Annotated in this window: 24 protein-coding genes; 7 read left to right on the top strand and 17 right to left on the bottom strand. The window is 51.6% G+C overall.

Annotated features, from left to right (window positions below):
- The coding region (locus AB7C91_RS06405) for a response regulator (protein WP_428589995.1) at positions 1–236 on the bottom strand (236 nt) is incomplete at its 3' end.
- Positions 237–277: 41 nt separating this feature from the next.
- Positions 278–1,066 (bottom strand): nitroreductase family protein, encoded by a 789-nt coding sequence (locus AB7C91_RS06410; RefSeq protein WP_332447378.1) that lies wholly within the window; start codon positions 1,064–1,066, stop codon positions 278–280.
- A 78-nt stretch (positions 1,067–1,144) separates the two neighbouring features.
- Here AB7C91_RS06410 and AB7C91_RS06415 point away from each other — a divergent pair, with 78 nt between their 5' ends.
- Positions 1,145–2,458, top strand: coding sequence for an MFS transporter (locus AB7C91_RS06415; protein ID WP_428589998.1), 1,314 nt, complete (start codon positions 1,145–1,147; stop codon positions 2,456–2,458).
- A 6-nt stretch (positions 2,459–2,464) separates the two neighbouring features.
- Here the strand turns inward: AB7C91_RS06415 and AB7C91_RS06420 are convergent, their stop codons facing one another.
- The 4 genes from AB7C91_RS06420 to AB7C91_RS06435 all read right to left on the bottom strand — a co-directional run bounded on the left by AB7C91_RS06420 (position 2,465) and on the right by AB7C91_RS06435 (position 4,879).
- The gene (locus tag AB7C91_RS06420) at positions 2,465–3,043 is read right to left on the bottom strand and encodes a nitroreductase family protein (protein WP_428590001.1); all 579 of its coding nucleotides are present in this window, start codon (positions 3,041–3,043) and stop codon (positions 2,465–2,467) included.
- 81 nt (positions 3,044–3,124) lie between these two features.
- Complete coding sequence (locus AB7C91_RS06425) at positions 3,125–3,613, bottom strand: pyridoxamine 5'-phosphate oxidase family protein (protein WP_428590004.1); 489 nt, start codon at positions 3,611–3,613, stop codon at positions 3,125–3,127.
- 77 nt (positions 3,614–3,690) lie between these two features.
- Positions 3,691–3,852, bottom strand: a complete 162-nt coding sequence (gene rd, locus AB7C91_RS06430) for a rubredoxin (protein WP_332447374.1) — start codon at positions 3,850–3,852, stop codon at positions 3,691–3,693.
- Between the two features lie 58 nt (positions 3,853–3,910).
- Positions 3,911–4,879: a WYL domain-containing transcriptional regulator gene (locus AB7C91_RS06435; protein ID WP_332447373.1), complete on the bottom strand. Its 969-nt coding sequence runs from the start codon at positions 4,877–4,879 to the stop codon at positions 3,911–3,913.
- A gap of 167 nt (positions 4,880–5,046) precedes the next feature.
- Between AB7C91_RS06435 and AB7C91_RS06440 the strand changes: the two genes are divergently transcribed.
- A complete protein-coding gene (locus tag AB7C91_RS06440; RefSeq protein ID WP_332447372.1) occupies positions 5,047–5,250 on the top strand; it encodes a SlyX family protein in 204 nt (67 codons plus the stop codon).
- Positions 5,251–5,257: 7 nt separating this feature from the next.
- On the opposite strand, the gene AB7C91_RS06445 is transcribed toward AB7C91_RS06440, so the two are convergent.
- Together AB7C91_RS06445 and AB7C91_RS06450 are read right to left on the bottom strand one after the other, a co-directional pair.
- On the bottom strand, positions 5,258–7,762 hold the full coding sequence (locus AB7C91_RS06445) for an FAD-dependent oxidoreductase (RefSeq protein WP_332447371.1): 2,505 nt from the start codon (positions 7,760–7,762) through the stop codon (positions 5,258–5,260).
- A gap of 8 nt (positions 7,763–7,770) precedes the next feature.
- The gene (locus AB7C91_RS06450) at positions 7,771–8,124 is read right to left on the bottom strand and encodes a MarR family winged helix-turn-helix transcriptional regulator (protein ID WP_332447370.1); all 354 of its coding nucleotides are present in this window, start codon (positions 8,122–8,124) and stop codon (positions 7,771–7,773) included.
- 917 nt (positions 8,125–9,041) lie between these two features.
- Between AB7C91_RS06450 and AB7C91_RS06455 the strand changes: the two genes are divergently transcribed.
- Positions 9,042–9,644: a hypothetical protein gene (locus AB7C91_RS06455; protein WP_332447369.1), complete on the top strand. Its 603-nt coding sequence runs from the start codon at positions 9,042–9,044 to the stop codon at positions 9,642–9,644.
- Between the two features lie 139 nt (positions 9,645–9,783).
- Positions 9,784–10,503, top strand: coding sequence for an SGNH/GDSL hydrolase family protein (locus AB7C91_RS06460; RefSeq protein WP_332447368.1), 720 nt, complete (start codon positions 9,784–9,786; stop codon positions 10,501–10,503).
- A 116-nt stretch (positions 10,504–10,619) separates the two neighbouring features.
- Here the strand turns inward: AB7C91_RS06460 and AB7C91_RS06465 are convergent, their stop codons facing one another.
- The 3 genes from AB7C91_RS06465 to AB7C91_RS06475 form a co-directional block, all read right to left on the bottom strand.
- Positions 10,620–11,918, bottom strand: a complete 1,299-nt coding sequence (locus AB7C91_RS06465) for a TRAP transporter large permease (RefSeq protein ID WP_332447367.1) — start codon at positions 11,916–11,918, stop codon at positions 10,620–10,622.
- A 13-nt stretch (positions 11,919–11,931) separates the two neighbouring features.
- Positions 11,932–12,462, bottom strand: a complete 531-nt coding sequence (locus tag AB7C91_RS06470) for a TRAP transporter small permease (RefSeq protein WP_332447366.1) — start codon at positions 12,460–12,462, stop codon at positions 11,932–11,934.
- Between the two features lie 69 nt (positions 12,463–12,531).
- A complete protein-coding gene (locus AB7C91_RS06475) occupies positions 12,532–13,548 on the bottom strand; it encodes a TRAP transporter substrate-binding protein (protein WP_332447365.1) in 1,017 nt (338 codons plus the stop codon).
- A 227-nt stretch (positions 13,549–13,775) separates the two neighbouring features.
- On the opposite strand from AB7C91_RS06475, the gene AB7C91_RS06480 reads away from it, so the two are divergent.
- From AB7C91_RS06480 to AB7C91_RS06490, 3 genes are all read left to right on the top strand, one after another.
- Positions 13,776–14,825, top strand: a complete 1,050-nt coding sequence (locus AB7C91_RS06480) for a zinc-binding alcohol dehydrogenase family protein (RefSeq protein WP_332447364.1) — start codon at positions 13,776–13,778, stop codon at positions 14,823–14,825.
- 40 nt (positions 14,826–14,865) lie between these two features.
- Positions 14,866–15,825, top strand: a complete 960-nt coding sequence (locus tag AB7C91_RS06485; protein ID WP_332447363.1) for a zinc-binding alcohol dehydrogenase family protein — start codon at positions 14,866–14,868, stop codon at positions 15,823–15,825.
- A 65-nt stretch (positions 15,826–15,890) separates the two neighbouring features.
- Entirely contained in the window at positions 15,891–16,604 is a 714-nt protein-coding gene (locus AB7C91_RS06490) for a GntR family transcriptional regulator (protein WP_332447362.1), read from the top strand.
- Between the two features lie 2 nt (positions 16,605–16,606).
- Here AB7C91_RS06490 and AB7C91_RS06495 read toward each other — a convergent pair whose 3' ends face one another.
- From AB7C91_RS06495 to AB7C91_RS06520, 6 genes are read right to left on the bottom strand one after another with little or no spacing between them, the layout of a single operon-like run.
- Positions 16,607–17,341 (bottom strand): endonuclease/exonuclease/phosphatase family protein, encoded by a 735-nt coding sequence (locus tag AB7C91_RS06495; RefSeq protein WP_332447361.1) that lies wholly within the window; start codon positions 17,339–17,341, stop codon positions 16,607–16,609.
- A gap of 3 nt (positions 17,342–17,344) precedes the next feature.
- A complete protein-coding gene (locus tag AB7C91_RS06500) occupies positions 17,345–19,393 on the bottom strand; it encodes a hypothetical protein (protein ID WP_428590015.1) in 2,049 nt (682 codons plus the stop codon).
- A gap of 5 nt (positions 19,394–19,398) precedes the next feature.
- On the bottom strand, positions 19,399–20,217 hold the full coding sequence (locus tag AB7C91_RS06505; protein ID WP_428590018.1) for a carbohydrate ABC transporter permease: 819 nt from the start codon (positions 20,215–20,217) through the stop codon (positions 19,399–19,401).
- Positions 20,214–21,086: a sugar ABC transporter permease gene (locus tag AB7C91_RS06510; RefSeq protein WP_332447358.1), complete on the bottom strand. Its 873-nt coding sequence runs from the start codon at positions 21,084–21,086 to the stop codon at positions 20,214–20,216. Before AB7C91_RS06510 ends, AB7C91_RS06505 begins: the two co-directional genes overlap by 4 nt.
- A 55-nt stretch (positions 21,087–21,141) precedes the next feature.
- Positions 21,142–22,404 carry an ABC transporter substrate-binding protein gene (locus AB7C91_RS06515; protein ID WP_332447357.1) on the bottom strand — a complete coding sequence of 421 codons (1,263 nt, stop codon included), beginning with the start codon at positions 22,402–22,404 and terminating at the stop codon, positions 21,142–21,144.
- 40 nt (positions 22,405–22,444) lie between these two features.
- Positions 22,445–23,443 (bottom strand): LacI family DNA-binding transcriptional regulator, encoded by a 999-nt coding sequence (locus tag AB7C91_RS06520; protein ID WP_332447356.1) that lies wholly within the window; start codon positions 23,441–23,443, stop codon positions 22,445–22,447.
- Positions 23,444–23,479: the final 36 nt, after the last annotated feature.

A 23,479-nucleotide genomic window follows, 5' to 3' on the forward strand; every position in this document is an offset into this window, starting at 1 on the left:
GTAGTGGCGGGATGGGCAATTCTGATTTCCTGGATCAATTCCATCCCGTCAAGATAGGGCATTCGTATATCAGTGATAACAACATCGGGATGGAGTTCCTCGACGAGTTCAAGGGCTTCGATCCCATTGCCGGCTTCACCGATTACCGAGAAGTTGTACCGTTCCCACGGTGTACGGGAGCGGATTCCTTCCCGTACTGCTGACTCATCGTCCACCAAAAGTATCGAATATGGCATAGCTCACATGGTAGTCGGAAAGCGCAAGGGACGCAAGGAATTTAACCATCGCACCACGATTCGAACATCACTTGTACCGATCGGTTCATCTCTTGCATGAAGGTGCTGGTATGCTTGCGCAGGTAATAGTAGTCGGCAAGCGTGCCGGTGTTGTCATAGGGGAGGCCTTGCATCCTGCGTCGGTCCTGTTCATGCTCCTGATACGCCCTCTCCATATCCGGGAGATGCGGTTCTGCATAGGTGTCCAGCATGAACACGGAGGATGCCGGACAGCGCGGGGTAAGCTTGGTCGCCTGCTGCTTTCCCTTGGGGTATCCGAAGATCAGCATGCATGCTGGAATGGTGTATTGCTTGAGATCAAGAAGTTGTCTCAGATCCTCAAAGCGCTCGATGACGTCTCCGATGTAGCAGGAACCCAAGCCAAGGGCTTGTGCTGCTACTACGGCATTCTGCGCAGCGACAATGGCATCCTGCATGCAAAGATGCAGGTCCCCAAGGCCCGGCTTGCGGAAGGGGATGTCCTTTTGCTGCATAGCGTGGTCAACCGCACCGCTTTCCTTGAAGTAGTTCACCCATTTCTGCATGTCTGCAAGGAAGACCCAGACCAGAGGAGCCTTGGTGATCATCATCTGGTTATCGCAGATTTCGGCAAGCTGTTCTTTCTTCGCCGGGTCATGCACCTCTATGATGGAATAGAGAATCATATTGCCGGCACTCGGTGCGCGTAAGGTGGCTTCCTTGAGCAAGCGAAGCTGTTCTGCTTCAATGGGACGTTGCTCAAAGGAACGGATTGAACGGCGTTGATTCAATAGGTGTAAGGTTTCGTACATAAGTCGAGTATAGGGCAAATGTGTCGATTCTTCCAGAGAAGATATACAAATCGGTCCGCATCAGCTATGCTGGCATCTATGAGAAGCGTAAAGGCGTACCGATATAGATATTTGATTCTGCTTTCCCTGGTGCTCATGATTTTCTCGGTGGAGATACAGTGGCTGAACCTTGCTCCGGTAGGACGCGTGGCCAACCGTTTCTATCAAGACCAATTTTCCGTTTCGTATGCGAATCCTGTGGATCTGCTCAGTCTTGTATATTTGGTGGTATTTGTCATAGCAAGTCTTCCTGCTTCCTATTTGTTGCGCCGATTGGGTATTCGATGGTTAGTCTGGATAGCCAGTGCTTTTTCCATCTTCGGATCCCTCACCAAATGGCTGTATCTTGAGCAATATTCGATCGTATTGCTGGGTCAATTCTTCCTTGCGTTGTCCCAGGCATTGGTGCTTACGAGCATCACCGAGATTGTCTCGCGTTGGTTTCCCGTTCGTGAACGGGGGATGGCAGTGGGCATCACCTCGGCAAGCCAGTATTTTTCGTTGGCTTTGGTAATGATTCTTTCCCCTCTCTTGGTGGTTAACCAAGCCGGTAATCCGGCATGGGGAAACGGGTTTGAGAATCTGATGCGTTTCTGGGCGTTGTTCAGTACCGTCGCCGCCTTGATCCCCGCATTCCTGATTCGGGAGAATCCCCCGACTCCTTCCTCGGCCTTGCCTTCGCCTCCAAACAAAGGATTTTTCTCATCCTTCAAGGCGATGAACCAGATACCCTCGTTGCGGGGTCTTATGATCATATTCTCCATCGGATGGGGGGTGTTGATGACGCTGTTCATCAAAATAGATGCGATCAGCGAACTGCTTGGGTTCTCCGATTCCAATGGATTCCTGGGAATCGCCATGTTTGCAGGCGGGATGATCGGCGCCATCCTGCTGCCGGCACTCTCGGATCGGTTTCGACGGCGCAAGCTTTTCTTTGTCTTCTGTAATGTCTGTTCGATTCCCGGTATCCTTTTGCTGGTTTTCTGTCAGCAAATTGGAGCGATGTTCCTGGGTAGTGAAGCCATCGCCTTAATCGGTTCTTCCATCATCGGGCTTTCTTTGTTGGCCTCCATTCCCATAGGTTCACAGTATGCGGCCGAGTTGGGGCAGGGAATCAGCGAAGAAGTAATCCAAAGCTTGTTGCTGCTGTTCAGCCAAGCTGCCTGTGCGATCATCCTCATGATCAGCTTGGCTTCGCGCGAACGGTATTCCATGATGTTGCTTTCCAGCCTTGCCGCCCTTCTGGTGGCTTCCATGATCGGCAGTTCCTTTCTCAAGGAAAGCGAGTTGATCATCACCGAGGAAGAGCGGCTGAAGGAAGTCATTGAACAGGAAATCGTCCATCTGCAGTGATGGATGTCATGCCATCTTGGGTTCTGGTTTGATCGTATCGTTCCAGCTGTCGAAGGCATGGATGCGTTCAATCGGCAGGCGGATGCGAAGGCTGGTTTCGCTTGCCAGATGCTTCTCGTTCAAGCCGGTGGTATCGCCGGGATACCCGAGCACCAATAGGATCATCAAGGTTTCCTCAGCAGGGATTGCGAGCACCTTCTTTGCCTCATCGGCATTGAATCCAGCAATCGGATGGACATGCAGGCCTTCTGCCACCGCCTGGATCTGATAAGCCATCGTAGCCATACCCAGTTCAAATGGAGCGTAGTGACGTTCGCCCAGGGTCATCCCCCATTGGTTGTTGGTCACCACCGCCACAAGGGCAGGAGCCTTTTTCGCCCAATAATTTCCCGGGGATAGGGTTTCCTTCAAGGTTGCAAGCTGTTTTGCTTCGGTAACGGTAATAAACCGCCATGGTTGGTTGTTCATCGCCGACGGGGCGGTTCGCGCTGCCTCGACCAAACGGAGCAACACTTCCGACGGGATGGGTTTCGTATCAAGGGCGCGGAACGCTCTTCTGTCCTCAATTGCTGGTAACATTGCCATACAGTTCCTCCATTGCTGGATTCAATGTACTACAAATTCACCTGCTCGGGTAGAAAGAACCTTCCTTTCCGATGCGCGTTGCTAGGTTCGTGCCCTGACCAGTTCCTTGGCTTCCTTGCCGGTGCAATGGTCGATTTTCACCACGATTCCAACTGCTTGCGTGCAATCATCGATCGTCTGCTGCCGTTGTTCGGCAGGGATGTCCGCACAATATTTTGCAACCAAGGCGGGAAACGCTTCCCTCCATTCTGGCTCCTCTGCAATGGCTGCAGTACCGAACAGGATGACACTTCGGAAGTAAGACGTGTATTCCTCTGCTACGATCGTATCCTGATCCACGACGGTGAAACTGACTTTCGGGTGGTTGCTGATGGCATCGAGCTTGTGTCCAGTCTTCGCAGCATGGAAATAGATGCAATTTTTAAAGTATACGTAATTGAGTGGAACGGCATAGGGGTACCCGTCATCGCCAAGGCAGGCCAACACCCCGTATCTGCCCCGATCCAGGACTTCCTGGATGCGTTGTTCCGAAAGCATCTGCCGTATTCTACGCATGGGTCTGAAAGCCATGGATGTGTTTCCTTTATCCAAGAAAAAGGACGAGGCAGGGTGTACCTTCCTCGTCCCCTATTTCCGCAACAAATATGTTAGTCGCGGGGTGAAAAGTCAGACTTAGGAGCTCCGCAGAGAGGGCATACCCAATCATCGGGGAGGTCTTCAAAGGCTGTTCCGGGTTTGATTCCATTGTCGGGATCGCCTACCGTCGGGTCATAGACATACCCGCAAAGATCGCATTCATACTCTTTCATTGTCGTTTCCTCCTGCTAAGTAGCATACCGATATTCATGCCGTGGGGCAAGGAAAATCTTATTGATACAGTGCCAGTATCTTGTTGAGCATCTTGCAGAACTTCTTTTTGAAGCTCTCAGGGCCAAGAATCTCAACGGAATCACCACACTGGATAATCCGTAGATACAACTCGATCGAGTTCTCCACATCCATGTTGCAGACAAGCATTCCGTCGCGTTGTTTCTCAAAAACCGGAGTTCCATGCACAACTGAACGGAAGACATTCATCGCCGACCGTTCCTTGAGCCTGAGGCTCAAGGGAATCATATCGATGGTTTCGTACCGCTCACTGGTTTCCGGGAACTTGAATGGCTTGAGGTTGTCCGGGATGGTGTAGGTTTCATCAAGGATGGTGGCACTGGTGATCGTGCTGATGTCTATTGTCACTATTTCGGTGGTATGACGCAGTCTTCCGGTCACACTGATCGGATGCCGGCCTCCCGTATCCTCTTCCCTGAAGCCGATGAAGTAGGGAGCAAGTTCGGTCTCGATCGGGTCAAAGCCCTTCAGGCTCTGCACAATCCGAACGATGCGTCCGGAGACCCAGGAATCGATGAGTACTTCCAGGATGGTGTTGAATTTACCGCTTTCCTTTCTCTCTTGCACCTGTTTGTCGATCTGTTCAGCGAGCCCTACGATGTTTTCGCTGATTTTGGGAGCATAGGAACGCATATTCATCGCGATTTTTCTAAGTCCGGAGGCCAGATGTGGATTCTGATATTCCGTACTGGTGGCCAGCATTTCGGCGGACAGGTTGAATGCAAGGCTTTCATAGACACTGAGGGCTATGTTCTCATCCTCTTCCCTGTCCTGTACCTTGATGAGGCTGTTTTCCTCATAGATATCAATATACTGTTTCAGTTCATCGACATATCTGCTTATCGTCGATCGATGGACCCCTAGCCGCCGTGCAATTTCCGCTCTTCTCAACCCTTCCGGATGGGAATGCAACAGCAATTCTAGTTGCGCGACACGTTCACCTTTCATGCTCTGCCTCTTATTTGCACCATTCTGCAACAAAATACAAATCAGTATACCATACCAAGGACATCTGACAAGAGAAAACTGCACAATCTGGATGAATTTTGCAACAAACGGGCCTGTTGTCGAGTTTCAATGGTCATGATACGATGAATAGGAAAGGAGCGACTACTATGGAAGAACGTCTGACGAAGCTGGAAATGAAACTTGCCTACGCGGAGGAGACGATCGTTACCCTTGATGCGGTGGTGACGGAGCAAGCCAAGGAAATCGTACTCCTGAAAAGTCGACTGGAGATGCTGGAGAAGCGAATCAGCGACTTGGTTGAAGAAGAGCGGGATGGCATGATCGTTGATCAGCGGCCACCCCACTATTAGAAATTGCTTATACGAACAAGTTGATCTTGCTCTGGGATGCTGCACCCATGTAGGTGGCGACCCCTCCGATTTCTACGCCCTCAAGCAGCTCTTCCTTGGTGATGCCCATGATGTCCATCGACATCTGGCAGGCGACCATACGGACTCCTGCGTTGCGAGCTTCCTCGAACATCTGCTCGACTTGGTCGACATGCTTTTTCCTCATGCGGCCCTTCATCATCTTGGCACCCATTCCACCCATGTTCATCGAAGAGAGGCTGAGGTCGGTCATGCCCTTCGGCAACATGGCGCCGAACATCTTGCCCATGAAGTCCTTCTTGACCGGAGGAGCGTTCTTCTTGCGCAAGACGGACAAGCCCCAGAAGGTGAAGAACATCGTGACCGGCTTTCCGGTGGCTGCAGCTCCATTGGCCAAGACGAATGAGGCCAAAGCCTTGTCCAGGTCGTTGGAGAAGACGATCAGGGTAGCCCCGTTGTCAGGATCGCAGATCGCAGGCTTCTCGCCGGCACTGGAAGGCATGTTGCATATCGTATCGCTGCCCTTGCTGATGACCGCCTCGATCAATCCGTCGTTGGTGGTGACTGAAACCAGTTCATTGCCGGTGAGCTTGCACCAGGATTGGACATCGACGGAGAAGCCGGGATCGGATGCCTTGATGACGATCCTATCGCCTTCCTCAAGGTTGTCGATCTCCTTCTTCAGGCGGATGATCGGGCCGGGGCATTGCAGACCGCATGCATCAACCTTGAAGATCTTGTTCTCGCTCTTTTTGCGCGGTGATCCATCCTCGTTGAGGTGGTTGATGTTTCCTCCCACATCCTTGAACGAGACTTTCTGCTTGTTTTCGAGCAGTTCCCGTTCACGGATGGCATTGTCGTAGGTCTTGAATCCGCCGGTGAGATTCTTGACCTGCGTGTATCCGTTTTGTCTGAGAATCCGTTCAGCCAGGTACCCGCGCAATCCGATGGCACAGTTGATGATGACCAGCTTGTCCTTCGGCACCTTGTCGAGCTTGGTTCTGAGAATGGTATGGGGAATATTGACGGCCCCTTCGATGGCGCCCAGTTCAAATTCCTCTTCGGAGCGGACGTCAAGCATGAAGGCTCCGTCCTTGCGGGAATTCTCCGCCTCCTCCCAGCTGATGGTGTCGCTGTAGCCTTCCAGCACGTTGACGGCGATGAAACCGACCATGTTCACTGGATCCTTCGCACTGGAGAAGGGTGGTGCATAGGCCTGCTCGAACTCTGCGAGGTCGTATACGGTCCCTTCCTTTCCGATGAAGGCGGATATCACATCGATGCGTTTGTCCACCCCGTCAAATCCGACTGCCTGGGCTCCCCATACCTTTCCGGTTTCCGGATGATAGAGGACTTTCAACGTCAACTGGCGGGAGTTCGGATAGTATCCGGCATGGTTTCCTGCGTGGGTTACTGCACACCGGTAGGGTAGGTCCGCTTTCTTCAACCCCTTTTCCGTCAATCCGGTGGAAGCGACCGTCATATCAAAAATCTTGGCGATGCTGGTTGCAATCGTCCCTTCATAGGGTTTCTTGTTGCCGTCAATGATGGCGTCGGCGCACAAACGGGCCTGTTTGTTGGCAGGTCCTGCCAAGGGTACGGTACTGGGCAGCTTGGTCAGGGGGCTGGTGAATTCAATGGCGTCACCGACCGCCTTGATGTACTTGTCGTTGGTGGTGAAATACTCATCCACCTTGATGGCCCCGTTCTTTGCCAGTTCGATGCCGGCTTCCTTGAGGAATGCCGTGTCGGGTCTGACACCGATGGAAAGGATGACCAAATCCGCATCGATCAAAGTTCCCGAAGCGAGACGCACGGTGACGATGCTTCCATGATCCTCGAATGCGGCTACACCGTCCTTCACAAAGAGATTCACTCCCTTGGCACGGAGGTGCTGCTGCACTTCGGCGGCCAAGTCGTAGTCGATGATGTTCATCACCTGCTCCAAAGCTTCCACGACGGAAACCTGCAGGCCTCGTTCCTTGAGGTTCTCAGCCATCTCCAAACCGATGAAACCACCACCGACGACCACTGCACGTTTGGTGGTGGGACTGTCCACCTTTTCCTTGATTTTGTCTATGTCGGAAACTGATCGCAAAGAGAGGATGGAAGGATGTGCAATGCCTGGGATGGGAGGCCGTACAGGACTGGCACCCGGGGAGAGGATGAGCGTATCATACCGTTCATCATATTCGGTGTTGTTCTTCAGGTCCTTCACATGGATGGTTTTCGCCTTGCGATCGATGGAGACCACTTCGGAGAGAATTCTCGCTTCCACATTCAAGGATTCCAGGAACCGCTCGGGCGTCATGACGAAAAGTCTGGAGCGTTCGGTTATGACATTGCCTGCATAGTAGGGCAGCCCGCAGTTTGCGTAGCTGATGTATTCACCGCGCTCGAACATGACGATCCGAGCGTTCTCGTCTCTTCTTCTGAGTCTTGCAGCGGTTCCTGCACCACCGGCGACTCCTCCAACAATGAGATATGTAGCCATGATTCCTCCTAGGTATTGGCTTGGGTGAAAGCTAGATCCTCTGGAATATTCATTTCGGAGCAGCTATACGTTTGCACCACACTATTTCCGATTTCCGTCAAGCTGATCGTCAGACTTCTGCGGTCAGCACTGCTTAGGGTCCGTTTGATGAGATTCCGCTCTTCCAGGCTGTCCAGGACCCTGGTCAGGCGGGATGGGGAAAGCTCCAGTTCCTTTGCAAGGGCACCTGGTTCATAAATCCCTTTGTTGACAGCACAAAGCAGTAGGGCGTCATTGAACGACAGCCCGGTTTGTTTTTTCAGTTGATCCTCAAGGTTACGCAGGGAAGTCTGCAACTTTCGGATGGCGCATAGGTCAATCATGCAAACCTCCATTTAATTTGGATAGACAATTATTGCCAAGGACAAATATAGGCTTATGCCCAATCTTGGTCAATATGTAGATAAAAAAAGATTGAATAAAAAATGAGAGATTGGACGGATAGCGAGATTATTCATCCCAAAAAGACTCTCGATGTTTCAACGATTTTAAGCAAATGCTCATATAGAAGGGACTTGGGATTGAAAAGTAATAAGATAATGCTAAAAAGATTCTATAAAATTATATACGATAATAGTATAAATCCTTACTAATTGACAATATTACACAATTGTGCGTATGCTACAAACAGGAAGGGATATGATGAAGAGGGATGTAGAAGTACGGTTGTGAGGGATGACAACACTTCGTTCCCGCCCTTGGATTGCATCTTCAGTTCTACATCTGATGGGTATGTTCCTCTTTCGTTGTTGCATTGCTTCCTGCTTGTAATTTGTACTTCTTAGTGTTTCTGCAACACGATTCCCTTGGGCCAGTGAGAGTTCCCGCTCACTGGCCTCTTTTATTACCTGACACGCTTGAGTTCTTTCGATCAGTGTGAATGTCGCATCTCCATTTGGATGTGGTGTAGGCGGACTGATAAGTATGTCTTATGTCAATCTTATTACGTAATTCTTTGTTTTTATTCATTCTTAAAGAAAATACATCGGAATTTCTTTGTACATACCTCTACCATGTTCCCTGTACTTGTCATATGTTTTTATTAGTACAATTTACTTAAATCTATATAAAATAAAAAATTGATAAATATTATTTAAAATAACAAAAATTTTTTTAAAATTATAATGATTTCTGTTGACATAAGTCCACAGTTACGATTATAGTACAACTGTGCTGAGGGAAACGGCACAAAAATAAAACTTGCACCAGGATGCGGATGCATCCTGAAAGGACGAATGTCATGAAAAAATTCACCGCCGCTTTGCTTCTGGTACTCGCAGTATCCACGCTTTCCGTATTCGCCACCGAAAAGGGTGACAAAGAATCAGATTCCTTCTTCTCCGATACCAAATCCCCCACTACTTTCTCAGGAAGCGATTCCTCCGTCACCCTTGACCTTGCAACCGCAGTCAACGGACTGAACTACATTGCAATCACCGACAAGGAATTCACCGGAACCACGGTAGAGGAATGGAACCAGTTCAACGCGAAGCAGCTTGACAAGGCAGTGACCGTCGATGAAGGACCCCTTGCCTTCATCAACCTGATCAACAACAAGCGCACCGGTGTGGCTGTGTACTTCAAGGCCGAGAAGATGCAGTCCGTTGACAATGCATCCAACACCTATACGATCGATTACAAAGTCAACGTCAACAACAAGACGTTCGACACCAATTCCGATTCCCAGAACATCCTGTTCGTCAGCGCCAATGAGAGTGCGGCTCCCAAGTCGATCTTCATGGAAAGCTACCCTGTCAGTGCAGCGCTTGACACCGTCAGTTATGACAACGCTCCTGAGGACAACTACGTGGGAATCGTAACCTTCACCTTCTCTGCAAGCTGATCTGGAAACGACAACAGCTTACTTGGGGCCGTCCGGCAAGGACGGCCTTTGTTGTGTCTGCATGGTTGCAGGAACCAACACTGCGGAAAACCTGCAAACCTACTTTCGCTGATGGCTTTTGCTTGGTAGACTGCTCAGCATGCATACGATTTTATGTTATGGGGATTCCAATACATTCGGTACCAACCCCAACGGGGGAAGGTGGGATTTTGCAGAACGCTGGACCGGTGTGCTTTCCGCACTGCTCGGTCCATCCGTGCATCTGATCGAGGAAGGGTTGGGGGGGAGGACCACCGTGTTCTCCGACCCTTTGGAAGACATGCGGTGTGGGAAGGAATACCTCCCGCTCGTCCTGCACAGCCATCGACCGTTGGATTTGGTTATCCTGAGTCTGGGTACCAATGACTGTAAATCCTTCTTTCACGCCAACGAACGCATCATTGCAAAAGCCCTGATGCAACTTGGACAATTAGTCAGGATGTATCCCTATGGCCAAGGGTATCCCATCCCCCGGGTATTGGTAATGGCACCGATTTATATCGGGGAAGCGATCGAGAACACGCAGTATGTGGAATTTGATGGTTCGTCGGTTTCTTTGAGCAGAAAGCTCGGACCGGCGATCAAGGAACTGGCGGAACAGGAAGGGTTCCTGTTCTTTGATGCAAGCACCGTTGCATCAGCGAGTCAGACCGACCAACTGCATATGGACAAGGACGGCCACCGGGCACTTGGTGAAGCCTTGGCGCCTGTCATACGATCTCTCTTCGGCCTGCAACCGGAGACCCGGGTTGTTGAGGTTGCCCAGGAGCCTGCCAAGCCGGTTCACCGTACCCTCAGGTTCCCGTTTCTCAAACGCTGAACCTGCAGATTGCATGTTCAGTAAAAACATGGCATTGAACAACGGGTGTTGCATCAATGCCATGATGGATTTTCATCCAAAGAATCGAAAAGGACTTCCTTGGTATGTCTTGTCGCTTATCCGTTGATCCATCCAAGGGGAACGGTGATGAGCTGGGGAATGAAAATCAGCAGAAAGACCAGGATGACCTGCGGGATATAATACGGCAGTACCTTCGGTATAAGCTTGTCCATTTTCACATTTCCCGTTGCACAGGCCACGTTGAGAACCGGACCCACCGGCGGAGAGGTCAAGCCCAGTACGTTGGCCAGCGTGAAGACAACCCCGAAATACACAAGATCGATGTGTGCAGCTTTCAGAAGCGGCAACATGATCGGTGTCATGATCAAAATCGTCGGGGTGACGTCGACACAGGTTCCCATCAGGATGATGATGACCTGCAGGATGAAGTTGAGCAGCATCGGGTGGGCGATCAGCGGATGCAGCGATTCGGTTACCAACTGGGGAATCCTTGAGATCGTCAGGGTATAGGCGGCTACCTGGGCGGCGGCAGCAAGGAACATGACCACAGCCGACATCTTTGCGGCGGCGATGAAGGCCTTGAAGATATCTTGCATCGTCATCTCCCGGTACACGAACAACCCGATGACCAACGCATAGACGACTGCCACGACACCGGCTTCGGTTGCTGTGAACACCCCGCTTCTCAATCCGACGAGGATGATGACCGGAAGCAGCAGTGCACTCATTCCATCAAGGAAACTGTGCAACACCGCTTTGAGGGTGAGCGGCGGCATCTCGGTTTTGATCCCATCCTTTCTGGACACGAAGAACCATGTGATGCTCATGATCAGCGTTAGGTATACGGCCGGCGCGATTCCTCCCAGGAACAAGGATTTGATCGAAACCCCGGCGGTTACCCCATAGACGATCATAGGGACAGAAGGTGGCATGATGGGAGCAACCAGGTTTGCACTGGCCAGCAATCCCGCCGCCTTTTCCTTGTTGTATCCGGAATCGACCATCATGGGAATCAGGATTGCGCCGAGGGCTGCGGTGCTCGCCACCGCAGAACCCACCAGACTGGCGAACATCAGACAGGCAAGGATGGTGACGTACCCGAGTCCGCCTTTCACCCTGCCGACAAACAGGTTGCTGAAGTCGATGATGCGCTTGGTAAGACCGCCTCTGTTCATCAGTTCCCCTACCAGAATGAAGAAAGGAAGCGCCATCATGGTTACCGAGTCGGTACCCCGCATCAATTGTGCAGCCACCGTCTGGGGGTTGGTTGCACTCCCTCCGATTGCCAGCGAAGTGGAAACCGCACTGAAGAGCAAGGAGTGGGCGATGGGTAACCCGAACATGATACCGACGATCAGTGAGCCTAAAAACACGATGCTGTAGAACGTAATCATATTCACCCCCTCCTTATTCGGCGCTTGCCGACAGGTCGTCCTTTTCTTCAGCAGGAACCGCAATCAATTCCGACACACTTCTTTTCTGAACGAACAAATGGACAAGATTCGCGAGTGACACCAGAATGATGGAAATCCCAAGAATAAAACCGGAGAGATACACAAGGTAAATCGGGAAGTGTGTGGCCACCCACCTGTCATGCAGGTTCAATTTCATCAAGCCCCAACTCCCTACGGTTAGGACTCCCATCAGATAGATGATGCAGAGTTGGATCAGGGCATATACATACTTCTGTGTCGCTGGCTTGAACTTCAACAGGAGAGAATCGATCAAAAGATGCCTATTGTCTTTGGCTGCTTCGATTGATCCCAGATAGACCAGATAGATGAAGCAGATACGGGCGATTTCCTCAGACCAAGCAAAGCCTTTGCTGAAGAAATAACGTAATACAACATTCATGAACATCAGAGCTATCATTGCGATCAGGAAAATGGCAATAAGGATCTCTATGCCTTTGAATAATTTGTCGATTGTCTCTTTCATTCGATTCCCCCTGGTTTCAAGCAAAGCGATAGGGCGTTTTCCGCCCTATCGCCGTATGAAGCAGTATGATTAATAATTCTTGATTTTGGTAGTGAGGTCCTTGGCCCAATCGTTCTGTGCATACAAGGTGTCGAGCAGGGGCTGGATCTTCTGGATGATCAAAGCCTGGTCTTCCTTCGTGCAGGCAGTGACGACAACGCCTCTGTCCCGCAGCGTCTGGCGGTCTACGTCGACACTGGCGATGTAGTCGTTCCAAGCTTTCTCCGTGGTAGCTTTTGCAGCGGCGGTGATGGCCTGCTGGTATTCAGCGGGGAGGCTGTCGAAGAACGGTGCGCTGATGACGATTTCCAGAGTTGCGATGATGTGGTTGGTCTCGTATACATACTTCTGGACCTGGTCAAAGCTCTGGCTCAGGATCGTGACCATGCCATTGTCCTGCCCATCGACGACACCGGTCTCAAGTGCGGAGAACAGCTCATTCAAGGGAATAACCTGTGCACTGGCTCCAAGGTTCTGGGCGATGCCGATATGGATCGGATTGGACGGCATGCGGAACTTCTGGCCTACGAAATCCGCGACGCTCGTCAGCTTTTTGTTGCTGCTGAACGTACGGGCGCTGTTCGGGCCCCAGGCAAGCATGTAGGCAGAGGGGAATTTCTCATGGAATTCCGCATTCATCTGATCAGCGATTTCGCCTGTCCATACCTTCTTGGCATGTTCAAGATCACGATACAGGAACGGCCAGTCGGAAATGAGGCTCTTGGACCATTCCTGATTGAACGGAGTCCCGATGATTGCCATTTCGATCGTACCATTGCGTACACCGTTCCACAGATCACCTTCACTGCCGAGCGTACCGTCGGAATAGACGTCTACTTTGACTGCCCCGTTGGTCGCCTTCTCTACCTGTGTCTTGAACACTTCATTGATCGCTCTTCCCATCGGATGGGTGGCTCCCCAGTTGTCACCTACTTTAATAGTATAGGTTTTCCCTTTCTCACTCGAACCGGCAGCAAATACCATACCTGCGGACACGAGCAGCACAACCAATCCAATTGCAACAACCCTTCTCACATTCTTGCTCATACGAATGCTCCTTTGTGATTTGATACTAACATGCTAGTATGCAATTTATAATCAGTCAACATAAATTTTATTAAATTATTCTGTACTAATAGACAACTATATTGCAATAAAAGAATCATTGACACGTCCTTGTAAGTAGTATTAACATGTTAACATGTCAGTTGAGGTGAACGAAGGGTGTCCCCTTGTGCCCATTCCCGCCTGCATTGAACAAGGAGAAGCTTGCCATGAAAGCTGTACAAATTCTTGAACCCAACACCTTGCGTGTCATCGACCTCCCCAAACCAAGTATTGATGCACAGAATACCGTATTGGTACGCATGACTGCAGCGGGCATCTGTGGATCCGATATTGGAATCTATCACGGGACGAACGCTGCGGCTACCTATCCGAGGATCATCGGTCATGAAATCGTGGGTAGGGTGGAAGAGATCGGACCATCGGTCCACTCGTTGCAGGTAGGAGACCGGGTGATCGTAAACCAGGTAACCAGCTGCGGCCAGTGTTATCCTTGCAGAAACAACCGGCCGAACGTGTGCGACTTCCTGCAGGTACGGGGGGTGCATAGAGACGGCGGTTACCGCGAATTCATCGCAGTACCGGAAGAGGATTGTTATGTCCTTCCTGATTCCATTTCCGACCAGGATGCGGTGATGATCGAACCAACCACCATCGCCATCCAAGCCTGCTCACGGGCACAGCTGCAGAAGGATGATATGTTGCTGTTGTTCGGGTCCGGCGCCTTGGGCTCCTCCATCCTGAAAATCGCCCGACAGCTTTGTGCCATCATCATCGTCGCAGACATCAATGACGAGAAGCTAGCAATCGCCCTGCAAAACGGAGCTGATCGGGTGATCAACGTATCTCGAGAGAACCTGGTTGAGAAAACCAAGGACTATACCGGTGGCCACGGTGCCACCGTCTCCATCGACGCCGTATGCAACAAGACATCGCTGTTGTCCCTCTTGGAGGCTACCGGCAATGCAGGAAGGGTCATCACCATGGGATTTTCGGTCGCTCCGACCGAGGTAAACCAATTCGTCATCACCTCCAAGGAACTGGATGTGCGGGGTTCCCGTCTCCAAAACAATATGTTTGGGAAGGCAATCGAGCTGATCAAATCCGGCAGCTTGGACCTGTCGCACAGTGTTTCCCATACATTTCCCCTGACCCGGGCTCAGGAGGCGTTTGATTTCATCGATACAAAGGATCCTTCCATCAGGAAGATCGTACTCACATTCGAAAACGAGAAGAAGGAAACAAATGAAAGCCATTAAACTAGTAAATCCGTGGAATGTATCCTGTGTTGAACTGCCGATGCCAAAACCTGAAGCAGGAGAGGCGCTCATCAAAGTGAAGGCAGTGGGAATCTGCGGCAGTGATATCAGTGCCTATCGGGGAGCCAACGGTTTGGTGACGTATCCACGGATTCTGGGTCATGAAATTGCAGGGGAAATCGTTTCGATACCGGAGAATGAGAAAAATCTGAAGGTTGGTGATCGTGTGGTCGTCGATCCCTATCTGTATTGCGGACAATGCTATCCCTGTTCCATCGGTCGTACAAACTGCTGTACCCAGTTGCATGTCCTTGGTGTCCATGTCGATGGCGGCATGGCGGAGTATTTCTGCCATCCCGCATCCATGCTGGTGAAGATTCCCGACGGGATGAGCTATACGCAGGCAGCAATGGCAGAGCCGCTTACCATTTCCCTGCACGGCATCCATCGTGGGCAGTTGAAGGCAGGTGAGTTTTGTACGGTCATCGGTGCTGGCCCGATCGGCCTCGTCGCCGGGATGATCGCCCAGGAATACGGTGCTCATGCCATTCTCATCGATCTTGTCCAGGAACGTCTGGATTTTGCAACACAATTGGGTATTGAATATGTGATCAACGCCTCCAGTGAGGATCCGGTTGCCAGAATCGCCGAGATCACACACAATACAATGTCGCAACTGGTCATGGAATGCAGCGGAGCGAATACATCCATCCGCAATACCCTGGACTTTGTATCACATGCAGGTCGCATCACCTTGACCGGTTGGCCGAAAAAGGAAACAAGCCTTCCGACGGATGTGATCACTAAAAAGGAAATCGACATTCGCGGTGCACGAACCAGCGCAGGGGAGTTCGAGGAGGCTCTGCTTCTGATCCAATCGAAGCGGGTGGACATGCTGCAGATCCTTACCAAGACCATTACCTTGGACGAAGTGCCCCAAACCATTGCTGATATTGAAAAAATGCCGGGGAAATACATGAAAGTTGTTGTTCTTGTTTGAGAATTTGCCTACTTTACTGTATTGTATATCTGATTCATATACAAACAAAGGAAGGTGCAATGAGGATGGATAACACAAGCGTGCAGGCGTATGTGTATACTGCTTTGAGAAACAGTATTTTGTGCCTGCAACTCAAGCCAGGGACTGCAGTGAGCACACAGGAGATCGCCACCAAGCTCTCGGTGAGCAGAACCCCTGTACGCGAGGCATTCATCCGTCTGCAACGCGACGGACTGGTGGATATCTATCCGCAGAAGGAAACGGTAATTTCCCGGATCAACCTCAAGCGCATCCAGCAGGAACGGTTCATCCGGGAGAGTCTTGAATGCGCCAACATCGATGCGATCATCCGCAAAGGCGGTCCGCACGATTTCTCAGCGCTGTACAGGAATCTGGAGGAACAGAAACGAGTTCTGGCCGAAGAGCACCCGGATGGATTTGCGTTCTTCACCATCGACAATGAATTCCATCGGATGCTGTTCGCGCTGAGCGGGCAGGAACTGAGCGCCCAGGTGATTGCCGATACCAACACCCACTATACCCGGGTAAGGCTGGTCACCTTGGGGAATATGGAAATTGCAAAAGCTTCCATTCTCGAACATGAGATGATTCTTTCTGAGATCGAATCGAATCTGGCCGAATTGGCCAGAGGCCATATACGCAACCACCTGCACCGCTTGGAGAACGAGATCGACGCATTCGTGAAAGAATACCCCGATTATTTTGAAACCGGGGAAGAGCCGTCACCCAACCGCATGGGTTCGTTCATTCCGTTGTAATCCTACACCTCCAGGACGGCTGCAACCGGCCAATGATCGGAAAGTACGCCTCCAACGGTCATGAAGTGGGGACTGGTCGCCAACACCGGTCTGATCGTTCCCCGTATCATGATCTTGTCGATGGCTTCCACCAAGTATCCTTCACTGCTCAGATAGGGGCAGGGGAACGTGACCGGGGCAGAGAGCCCCAATGCGGTGAAAACATCACGAAAATGTGCTTCCTCCGAGAAGATCCTGCTTGGATGCACCGGATCATTGAAATCCCCGCAAATGATCGCAGGATTCCCTTCAGCCAACGTTTGCAATGCTCGTGCGGCACTGTGGGCTTCGGCATGCCGGTATCCGACTCCGGTACGCAGTTCATCAGCATTCAGTTGGTGGGTCAAGTGCATGGTGGCAACTAGGAGTTGCGTACCATCGATGGTCTTCAGTTTCACCCAGAATACCCCGCGATAAGGTTCGGGCATGGAAAGATCCACTCTGCCCAAGTCCAGGACGGAGAACAAATCCTGTTTGATATAGATGCTGTTCTCGCACTGCCACCCTGGGTCCGTTCCTTCGATCCTCCGATATGCAGGCAGAGCTTCGTCAAGGACTGAAAGGGTCTGAACCCGTACTTCCTGAAAGCAGTAGATGTCGGCACGATAGGTTTTGACGAAGGATACGACACATTCTTTCCGCTGCTCCCAATGCTCGGTATTCCACAAATTCAAAGAAACCAAACTGATGCGCTGCATGCTTTATTCCTCCAACATGGTTGGAAACGATGCTTTGATGAGCCCGTACGAGCCCAGTGTCAAAACGGTTACCCAGGCGATGTCGATGTCATAGTAGCCGTTCATCAATTCCGATCGATCGAAGTATTCCCAGGTGGTATGGTTGAGCTGTTCTGGCTGCCAACCGATGAATGCGGCGGATCTGCCCAACGGATTTTTTTCACTTGCAACCAGCTGGCGACAGGATTGCAGCATCAGTACGGCCTGTTCACGATAGAACGGATCATTGGCGAAGGAGGCGTACCGGAGGAATTCATAGGCGATGGCCATGCCGTAGAAATCGAGATGATGATGGGCGACGGAAACCGAAGTGAGTCCCTTGGTACTGAATCCAAGGTTGCCAAGCGGGCTCTCAGCGTCAAGAAAGGAGGACCGCTGCCAGATCCATTGGACCAGGAACTGGCAGGCAAGGGTTGCACTCTCCAATTGTCGTTTATCCTGCTCCAGGGTATAGAGGTCGAGGAAGAAGGAGAGCAAGGCAACCCCGGCTTCCTTGTCGCAGGAGTCGGCGTCCAGGGTGTCTCCATAAAACGCCCCCTCAAAAGCGAGCTCAGAATAATAGGAATAGGCTTGGTGTACAGCACTGAGCAAGTCGCTTTTGAGAGGATCATCATCATCAAGATAGGGAAGCAAGGTGCAGAAGAAGGAGCCAATGTAGGCGCCGTTGGTGCCTTGGATATCCCCAGGCTTCCCTTTTTCGGTCCACCATCGTCCGAAAGATCCAGAGGAAAGCTGTGTCTCACAATAGAAACGGGCCACCCTCCGGGCAAGGCTGATGTAGGAACCGGTTTCCATGCCATAGGCATGCAACTGTTTCGAGAGGAGGATATACGAGCGCATCGCCTCCCCGTTGCAACGACTGTTGACCATGGACTTGAACTCGGGATGTTCTCCGATTCCCAGATATCCACCCCAGATGTCGTTGGTCAGGTCGTAATTGTCTTGGAACACCCCTTCCGACTGTTCCGCCTGCAGAAAGAAGTCCCCGATGCGCTTGGCTACCGAAGCCAGCAGCAAGGAATCGTCGGGAAGACCGAAGGTTTTTGCAAGAGCCTTGCGCGCCTGTCTCAGGGGTGCGAGCTTCGGCTCATAGGTGGAGCAACGTGCCAGCTCATAGGCCCCCTGCAGGCTTTTTACCAAGAAGGAAGCTGCGGTGAAGCCGTATACGTTTTGGACTTCTCCGTTGCCTTCCCCCATGATCAGGTAAGCACGTCCATGCTCGTCCTTCTTCACCAGATTGATCAGACGGGTGAGCTTGTACTCAAACCATTCGTCCCAGCTCGGCAACGGGGTGTGCGGCCTCGTAGTTTCCCCAGGTAGCGCCTGGACAAACGCACAATAGCCGGAAAGGCTTTGTTCTTCCTCTTGGGCACAAAGAAAGAAGGTCCGGTGGTAGACCAACCCTTCATCGGGAACGAGGAGGGTGGGAAGCGTATCCTGGGAGGTGTCGATGAGTGAGTGTTTTCCCCGATAGCTGTACGGCCATTCAGAACCGGGGATGCTGATGATCATCCCATGCCGCTCATTGGCAACCGATGCTAGGAATCGTGTTTCATCAGCCGGCTCGGTTGCACAGGTGAACAGCCGTTTCCCGTTGGAAAGTTGGGCACAGCAGGGAATGCTCATCCGGGTTTCCAGGAATGACCAATATTCCGCTTTTTGCTTGGAAGGGAAACACCCTGTTCCCTTTTCGTTGTCACGATACCAAACGGCAGGGATGAACAACCGGTTTTCCAATTGTGCATCGTCATACCCGAAGGAGGCCTGCAGCCGGTATTGCCCGCCTTGGTTCAACTTCCACGTTCGCTCGATGATGACCAAGGGGCCTTGTTCTGTAAAGGTGTCCTCAATGACAGCTACATCAGAGAATTCGCAGCGCAGCGTTTGGTCGTTGATGCTGATTGCAGTCGGGATTCTCCGCTTTCCTGCGAAGGTGAGGGTATAGGTAAGGAAGAGGGAGAACGGGGAACCGCACAGTTCGACCTTTTCCAGAGAATGTCGGTAGAGTGTCATGGTCATTATCCTTTCATGCCACTGGTGGCTATTCCGGCAATAATCTTCTTTCTGAAGAAGATATAGAAGAAAATCTGAGGGATGGAGGCTACGGCCGCTCCCGCCATGATCAGGGAATACTGGGTTCCATGGGTTCCTTGGAAATTGGCGATCCCCACGGTGATGGTGTACTTGATGGTATCGTTGATGACGATCAAGGGCCAGAGGAAGTCATTCCAGGCATTGATGAAAGAGAGGATGATCACCGTCGCCATTGCCGATTGTCCCAAGGGAATGATGATTCTCAAAAAGATCCGGTAGCGGGAGGCTCCGTCTATGAAAGCCGCCTCCTCAAGGTCGTTGGGGATTCCCTCATAGAACTGTTTGAGGATGAAGATGCCGATGGGAAGGGCGACTCTGGGCAGCAGAGCTGCAGAGAGGGTGTTGATCATACCGTAGGAGTTGAACTGTAGGTACAAGGGGACGATGAGTACCTGGAAGGGAACCATCATGCCTCCCATTACCGCCCAGAAAAGGATGTTCCGCCCTTTGAAACGGATCTTTGCAAAGGCATAGGCGATGGGAGCATCGACCAGCAGGGTAAGCAGCATGGCGCCCAACGATACGATGAAGGAGTTTCCCATCCAGTTGACGATGTAGGTGGAGGTGAATGCCTTCACGTAATTTGCCAGGGTCGGGTTTTGCGGCCAGAATGTGAACGTCTTGGTGACGACCTCTTCCTCCAGTTTCAGACTGGTGATCACCAACCAGATCAGGGGGAAGATCCAGAGGAAAATGAAGATCAGCTCCAGTATCCTGAAAACTACTTTCCTTGTGTGGTTCATACCCGTTCCTTCCTTGACAACAGAACGTACTGGAGGATGCTCACCACCAGAATAATGACGAAGAGGACGTAGCTCATGGCAGCGCTGTAGCCCATCTTGTAATACTTGAATCCTGTTTCATAGATGTACTGGACCAATACACGGGTCGTTCCATGAGGGCCGCCGCCGGTCATGACATACACCTGGCCGAAGACGTTGAAGGACGCGATGATCTGAAGGATCAGGCACAACACGGTGGTTGAGGAAACCAAGGGAATGGTTATGTGCCGTACGCTCTGCAGATAGGTAGCTCCATCTATGGAGGCCGATTCATAGACCTCCTTGGGTATCTGCTTGATGCCGGCACCGAAGAGGATCATATTGAAGCCTGCTGTCCACCAGAGGGTGGTGAGGCCTACCGACCACATGGCGAATTGTTCATTGGTAAGCCAACTGACCGGCTGCAGCCGTAGTTGGAGCAACACTTGGTTGAAGATACCCCAATCCTTCTGCATCAACCAAGCCCATAAGGTACTGACAACCGTCATGGAGAAGATATAGGGGAAAAAGAACACATTCTCCATCACATGTTTCAAGGGAGAGGTTCCGGTGATGGCCAAGGCCATTAAAAAGCCAACCACCAAGAGGGTCGGCGTGGTCATAAGTACGAATTCCAGCGTATGCCAGAGAGAAGAATAAAATTTTGCATCCGAGAGAAGCGTCCGGTAATTGTCCAAGCCAATGAAGGACGCCGAGGAAAGGATGTCCCATTTGAAGAAGCTGATGGAGAATCCTGACAGCAGGGGATAAATCATGAAGGCTACATAGATGAAGAGAAAGGGAAGGGAAAACACGATTCCATCACGGGTATCCTTGTTTCCTGGTATCATATGGGATCCTCCAAAGCCACCCCCCTCCTGTGAGGGGGGCGAGTGAGTCGAGCAATCAATACGTTGCGATGATATCCTTGACGGTCTGCTCCATATCGGCAAGAGCCGCCTTCGGTGCCTGGTTCTTCGTCACCGCAAATTCGAGCTTGTCGCTCAGGGTTCCGTAGATCTCCTCCCAAGCCGGGGTGCGGGGAGTCGGAAGGGCGAAGGCCGCGGCAGCCGCATAATCGGCGCGGTAGGGCAGGCTCTTCATGGCGTCCTTCTGTGCAACGCTCTTGCGGGTGGGGATGTGTCCGGCCTTGGCCCAGAGTTCACCATGGGCGGTCATCCATTTGATGAAGGTCAGTGCCGCTTCAACTTTCTTGGGATCCTGGTTCTTCTGGACCGGGATGGCGAGCGTGTGGGATCCTGCCCAAGCCGCCTGGCCTCCCATGATGGGCGGAAGCGGGGCTGCGCCGAAGTTCAGGCCTTGCTGCTTCTCCAAGGTGCCGGTTGCCCAGACACCGTTGAAATAGAAGGCGGCATCCCCGAGCTTGAAGAGGTTCATGGCTGCATCATAGTCCAACTCGGTCGGGTTGACCTGATAGGTGTTCACCAGATCTTCCAGCCATTTGAGCGCTTTCTCGCCATAGGCATTGTTGAAATTCGGAGCCTTGGCGTCGGCGGTCAACAGGCTTCCGCCTTGTTGGGCGAGCATGGACATAAACAGACGGGTGAGGGTGTAAGCCTTGTAGACACCGGTGGTGTTGTCAATCGCCGTACCCCATTTTCCCGTGGCTTTCTTGATTGCGAGCGAAGCATCGATGAACTCCTGTGCGGTCTGGGGAACCTTGGTGATCCCGGCCTTCGCCATCAGGTCCTTGTTGTAGTACATGACGATCGGATGGACATCGAACGGAAGGGAGTAGAGCTTTCCATCGAAACGGCAGGCGTCCAGAGGTGCCTGTTGGAAGTCGGCAAGCGTTGCGGCGTCAAGATAGGAATCGAGGGGAAGCAAGGAACCGCTGGGTACGTAATTCAGCAGGTTTCCTTGGTGGATGACCACTACATCAGGAGCCGTCTTCGCCGCCAGAGCGGTGGTCAGCTTGGTGTAATAGTTATCGAATTTCACCATGTCATTCTTCATGACGATGTCATTCTGTGAGGCGTTGAATTCCTTGACCATGGCGTCGAAGAACTCACCATCTCCACCGGTGAACAGGGACCAGAACGTAATTTCGATCGGCCCTTGGGCTTTCTGCTGCTCAGGTGCAGCCTGGGCAAAGAGCATGCCGGAGGCGAGGAGGGCAAGCAGTGCAACCAAAAGAATCTTTTTCATGTGTACCTCCTTATTTGGAACACAAGGTAATGCATTATTCCTAACGAGTGGTCTCCCGAAAGACCAATCTCGTGGGGAAATCCAACGTCGAATATTCCAGGCTTGGATCCTGGATATGGGACAACAATGTTTCCATAGCCACATACCCCAAACGGTATTTGGGTACATCGACCGTGCTGAGGCTTGGCTGCATGAACTGGGACATGTAGAGGTTGTCGTAGCCGAAGACCTCAATATCGGTGGGAACCTTCAGATTGTTCTCACCCAGGCTCTTGAGTACACCCATGGCAAGCATATCGTTGAAACATGCCACCGCGGTGAATCCCAGGCCGCGATTCAAGGCAAGATTGGTCAGGTAGTAGCCATCCTCGATATGCCCTGATGCCTCCACAATATAATCGGGATCGAGTTCCAGGGCTTGGTTGGCATAGGCTTCGGCAACCCCTGCCAGACGATCGATGGTATTGCTGACTTTCTTGGGTCCTGCGATGTACAGGATTTTCCGGTGCCCTTTGGAGAGCAGATGCTCGATGACCTTCCTCTGTCCGTCACGGTCGCTGTGCAGGATGCTGTGTGATACCAATCCTTCCAGGCGGCGTCCGGGGAAAATGAACGGGATTCTCAAGGTTCGGTAGAGTTCCAGGTGTGATGCGCTGTTGTCGAAAACGGGCATGGAAATGATGCCGTCGACCTTGCGGCAGAGAAACATCTTCACCAGTTCCGCTTCTTTTTTCACCGACTCCTCGGTACTGGCGAGGAGAATGTGGTAATCGGCCTTGGTGGCAGCTTCCTCAACGCCCCGCACAACCTCGCTGAAAAACGGGTTGGCTGAATCTGCACTGATGATGCCCACCATGTTTGAACGGTTGCTGCGCATACTGGCAGCCACGGAATTGGGGATATACCCCAACTCCTGGGCTGTTTTCTGGATGAGCGCAGTGGTTTCCTCTGAAAGTTTCGGGTCCGAACGCATGGCCCGGGAGACCGTATTGATCGAGAAACCAGTAGCTTGGGCAATATCTTTGAGGAGGATACTCATAGGTTAAGGTTAACATCAAAAAGGGAGTTATCAACA

Origin of the sequence: Sphaerochaeta sp. (assembly GCF_050256055.1) — a bacterium.
GTDB lineage: Bacteria > Spirochaetota > Spirochaetia > Sphaerochaetales > Sphaerochaetaceae > Sphaerochaeta.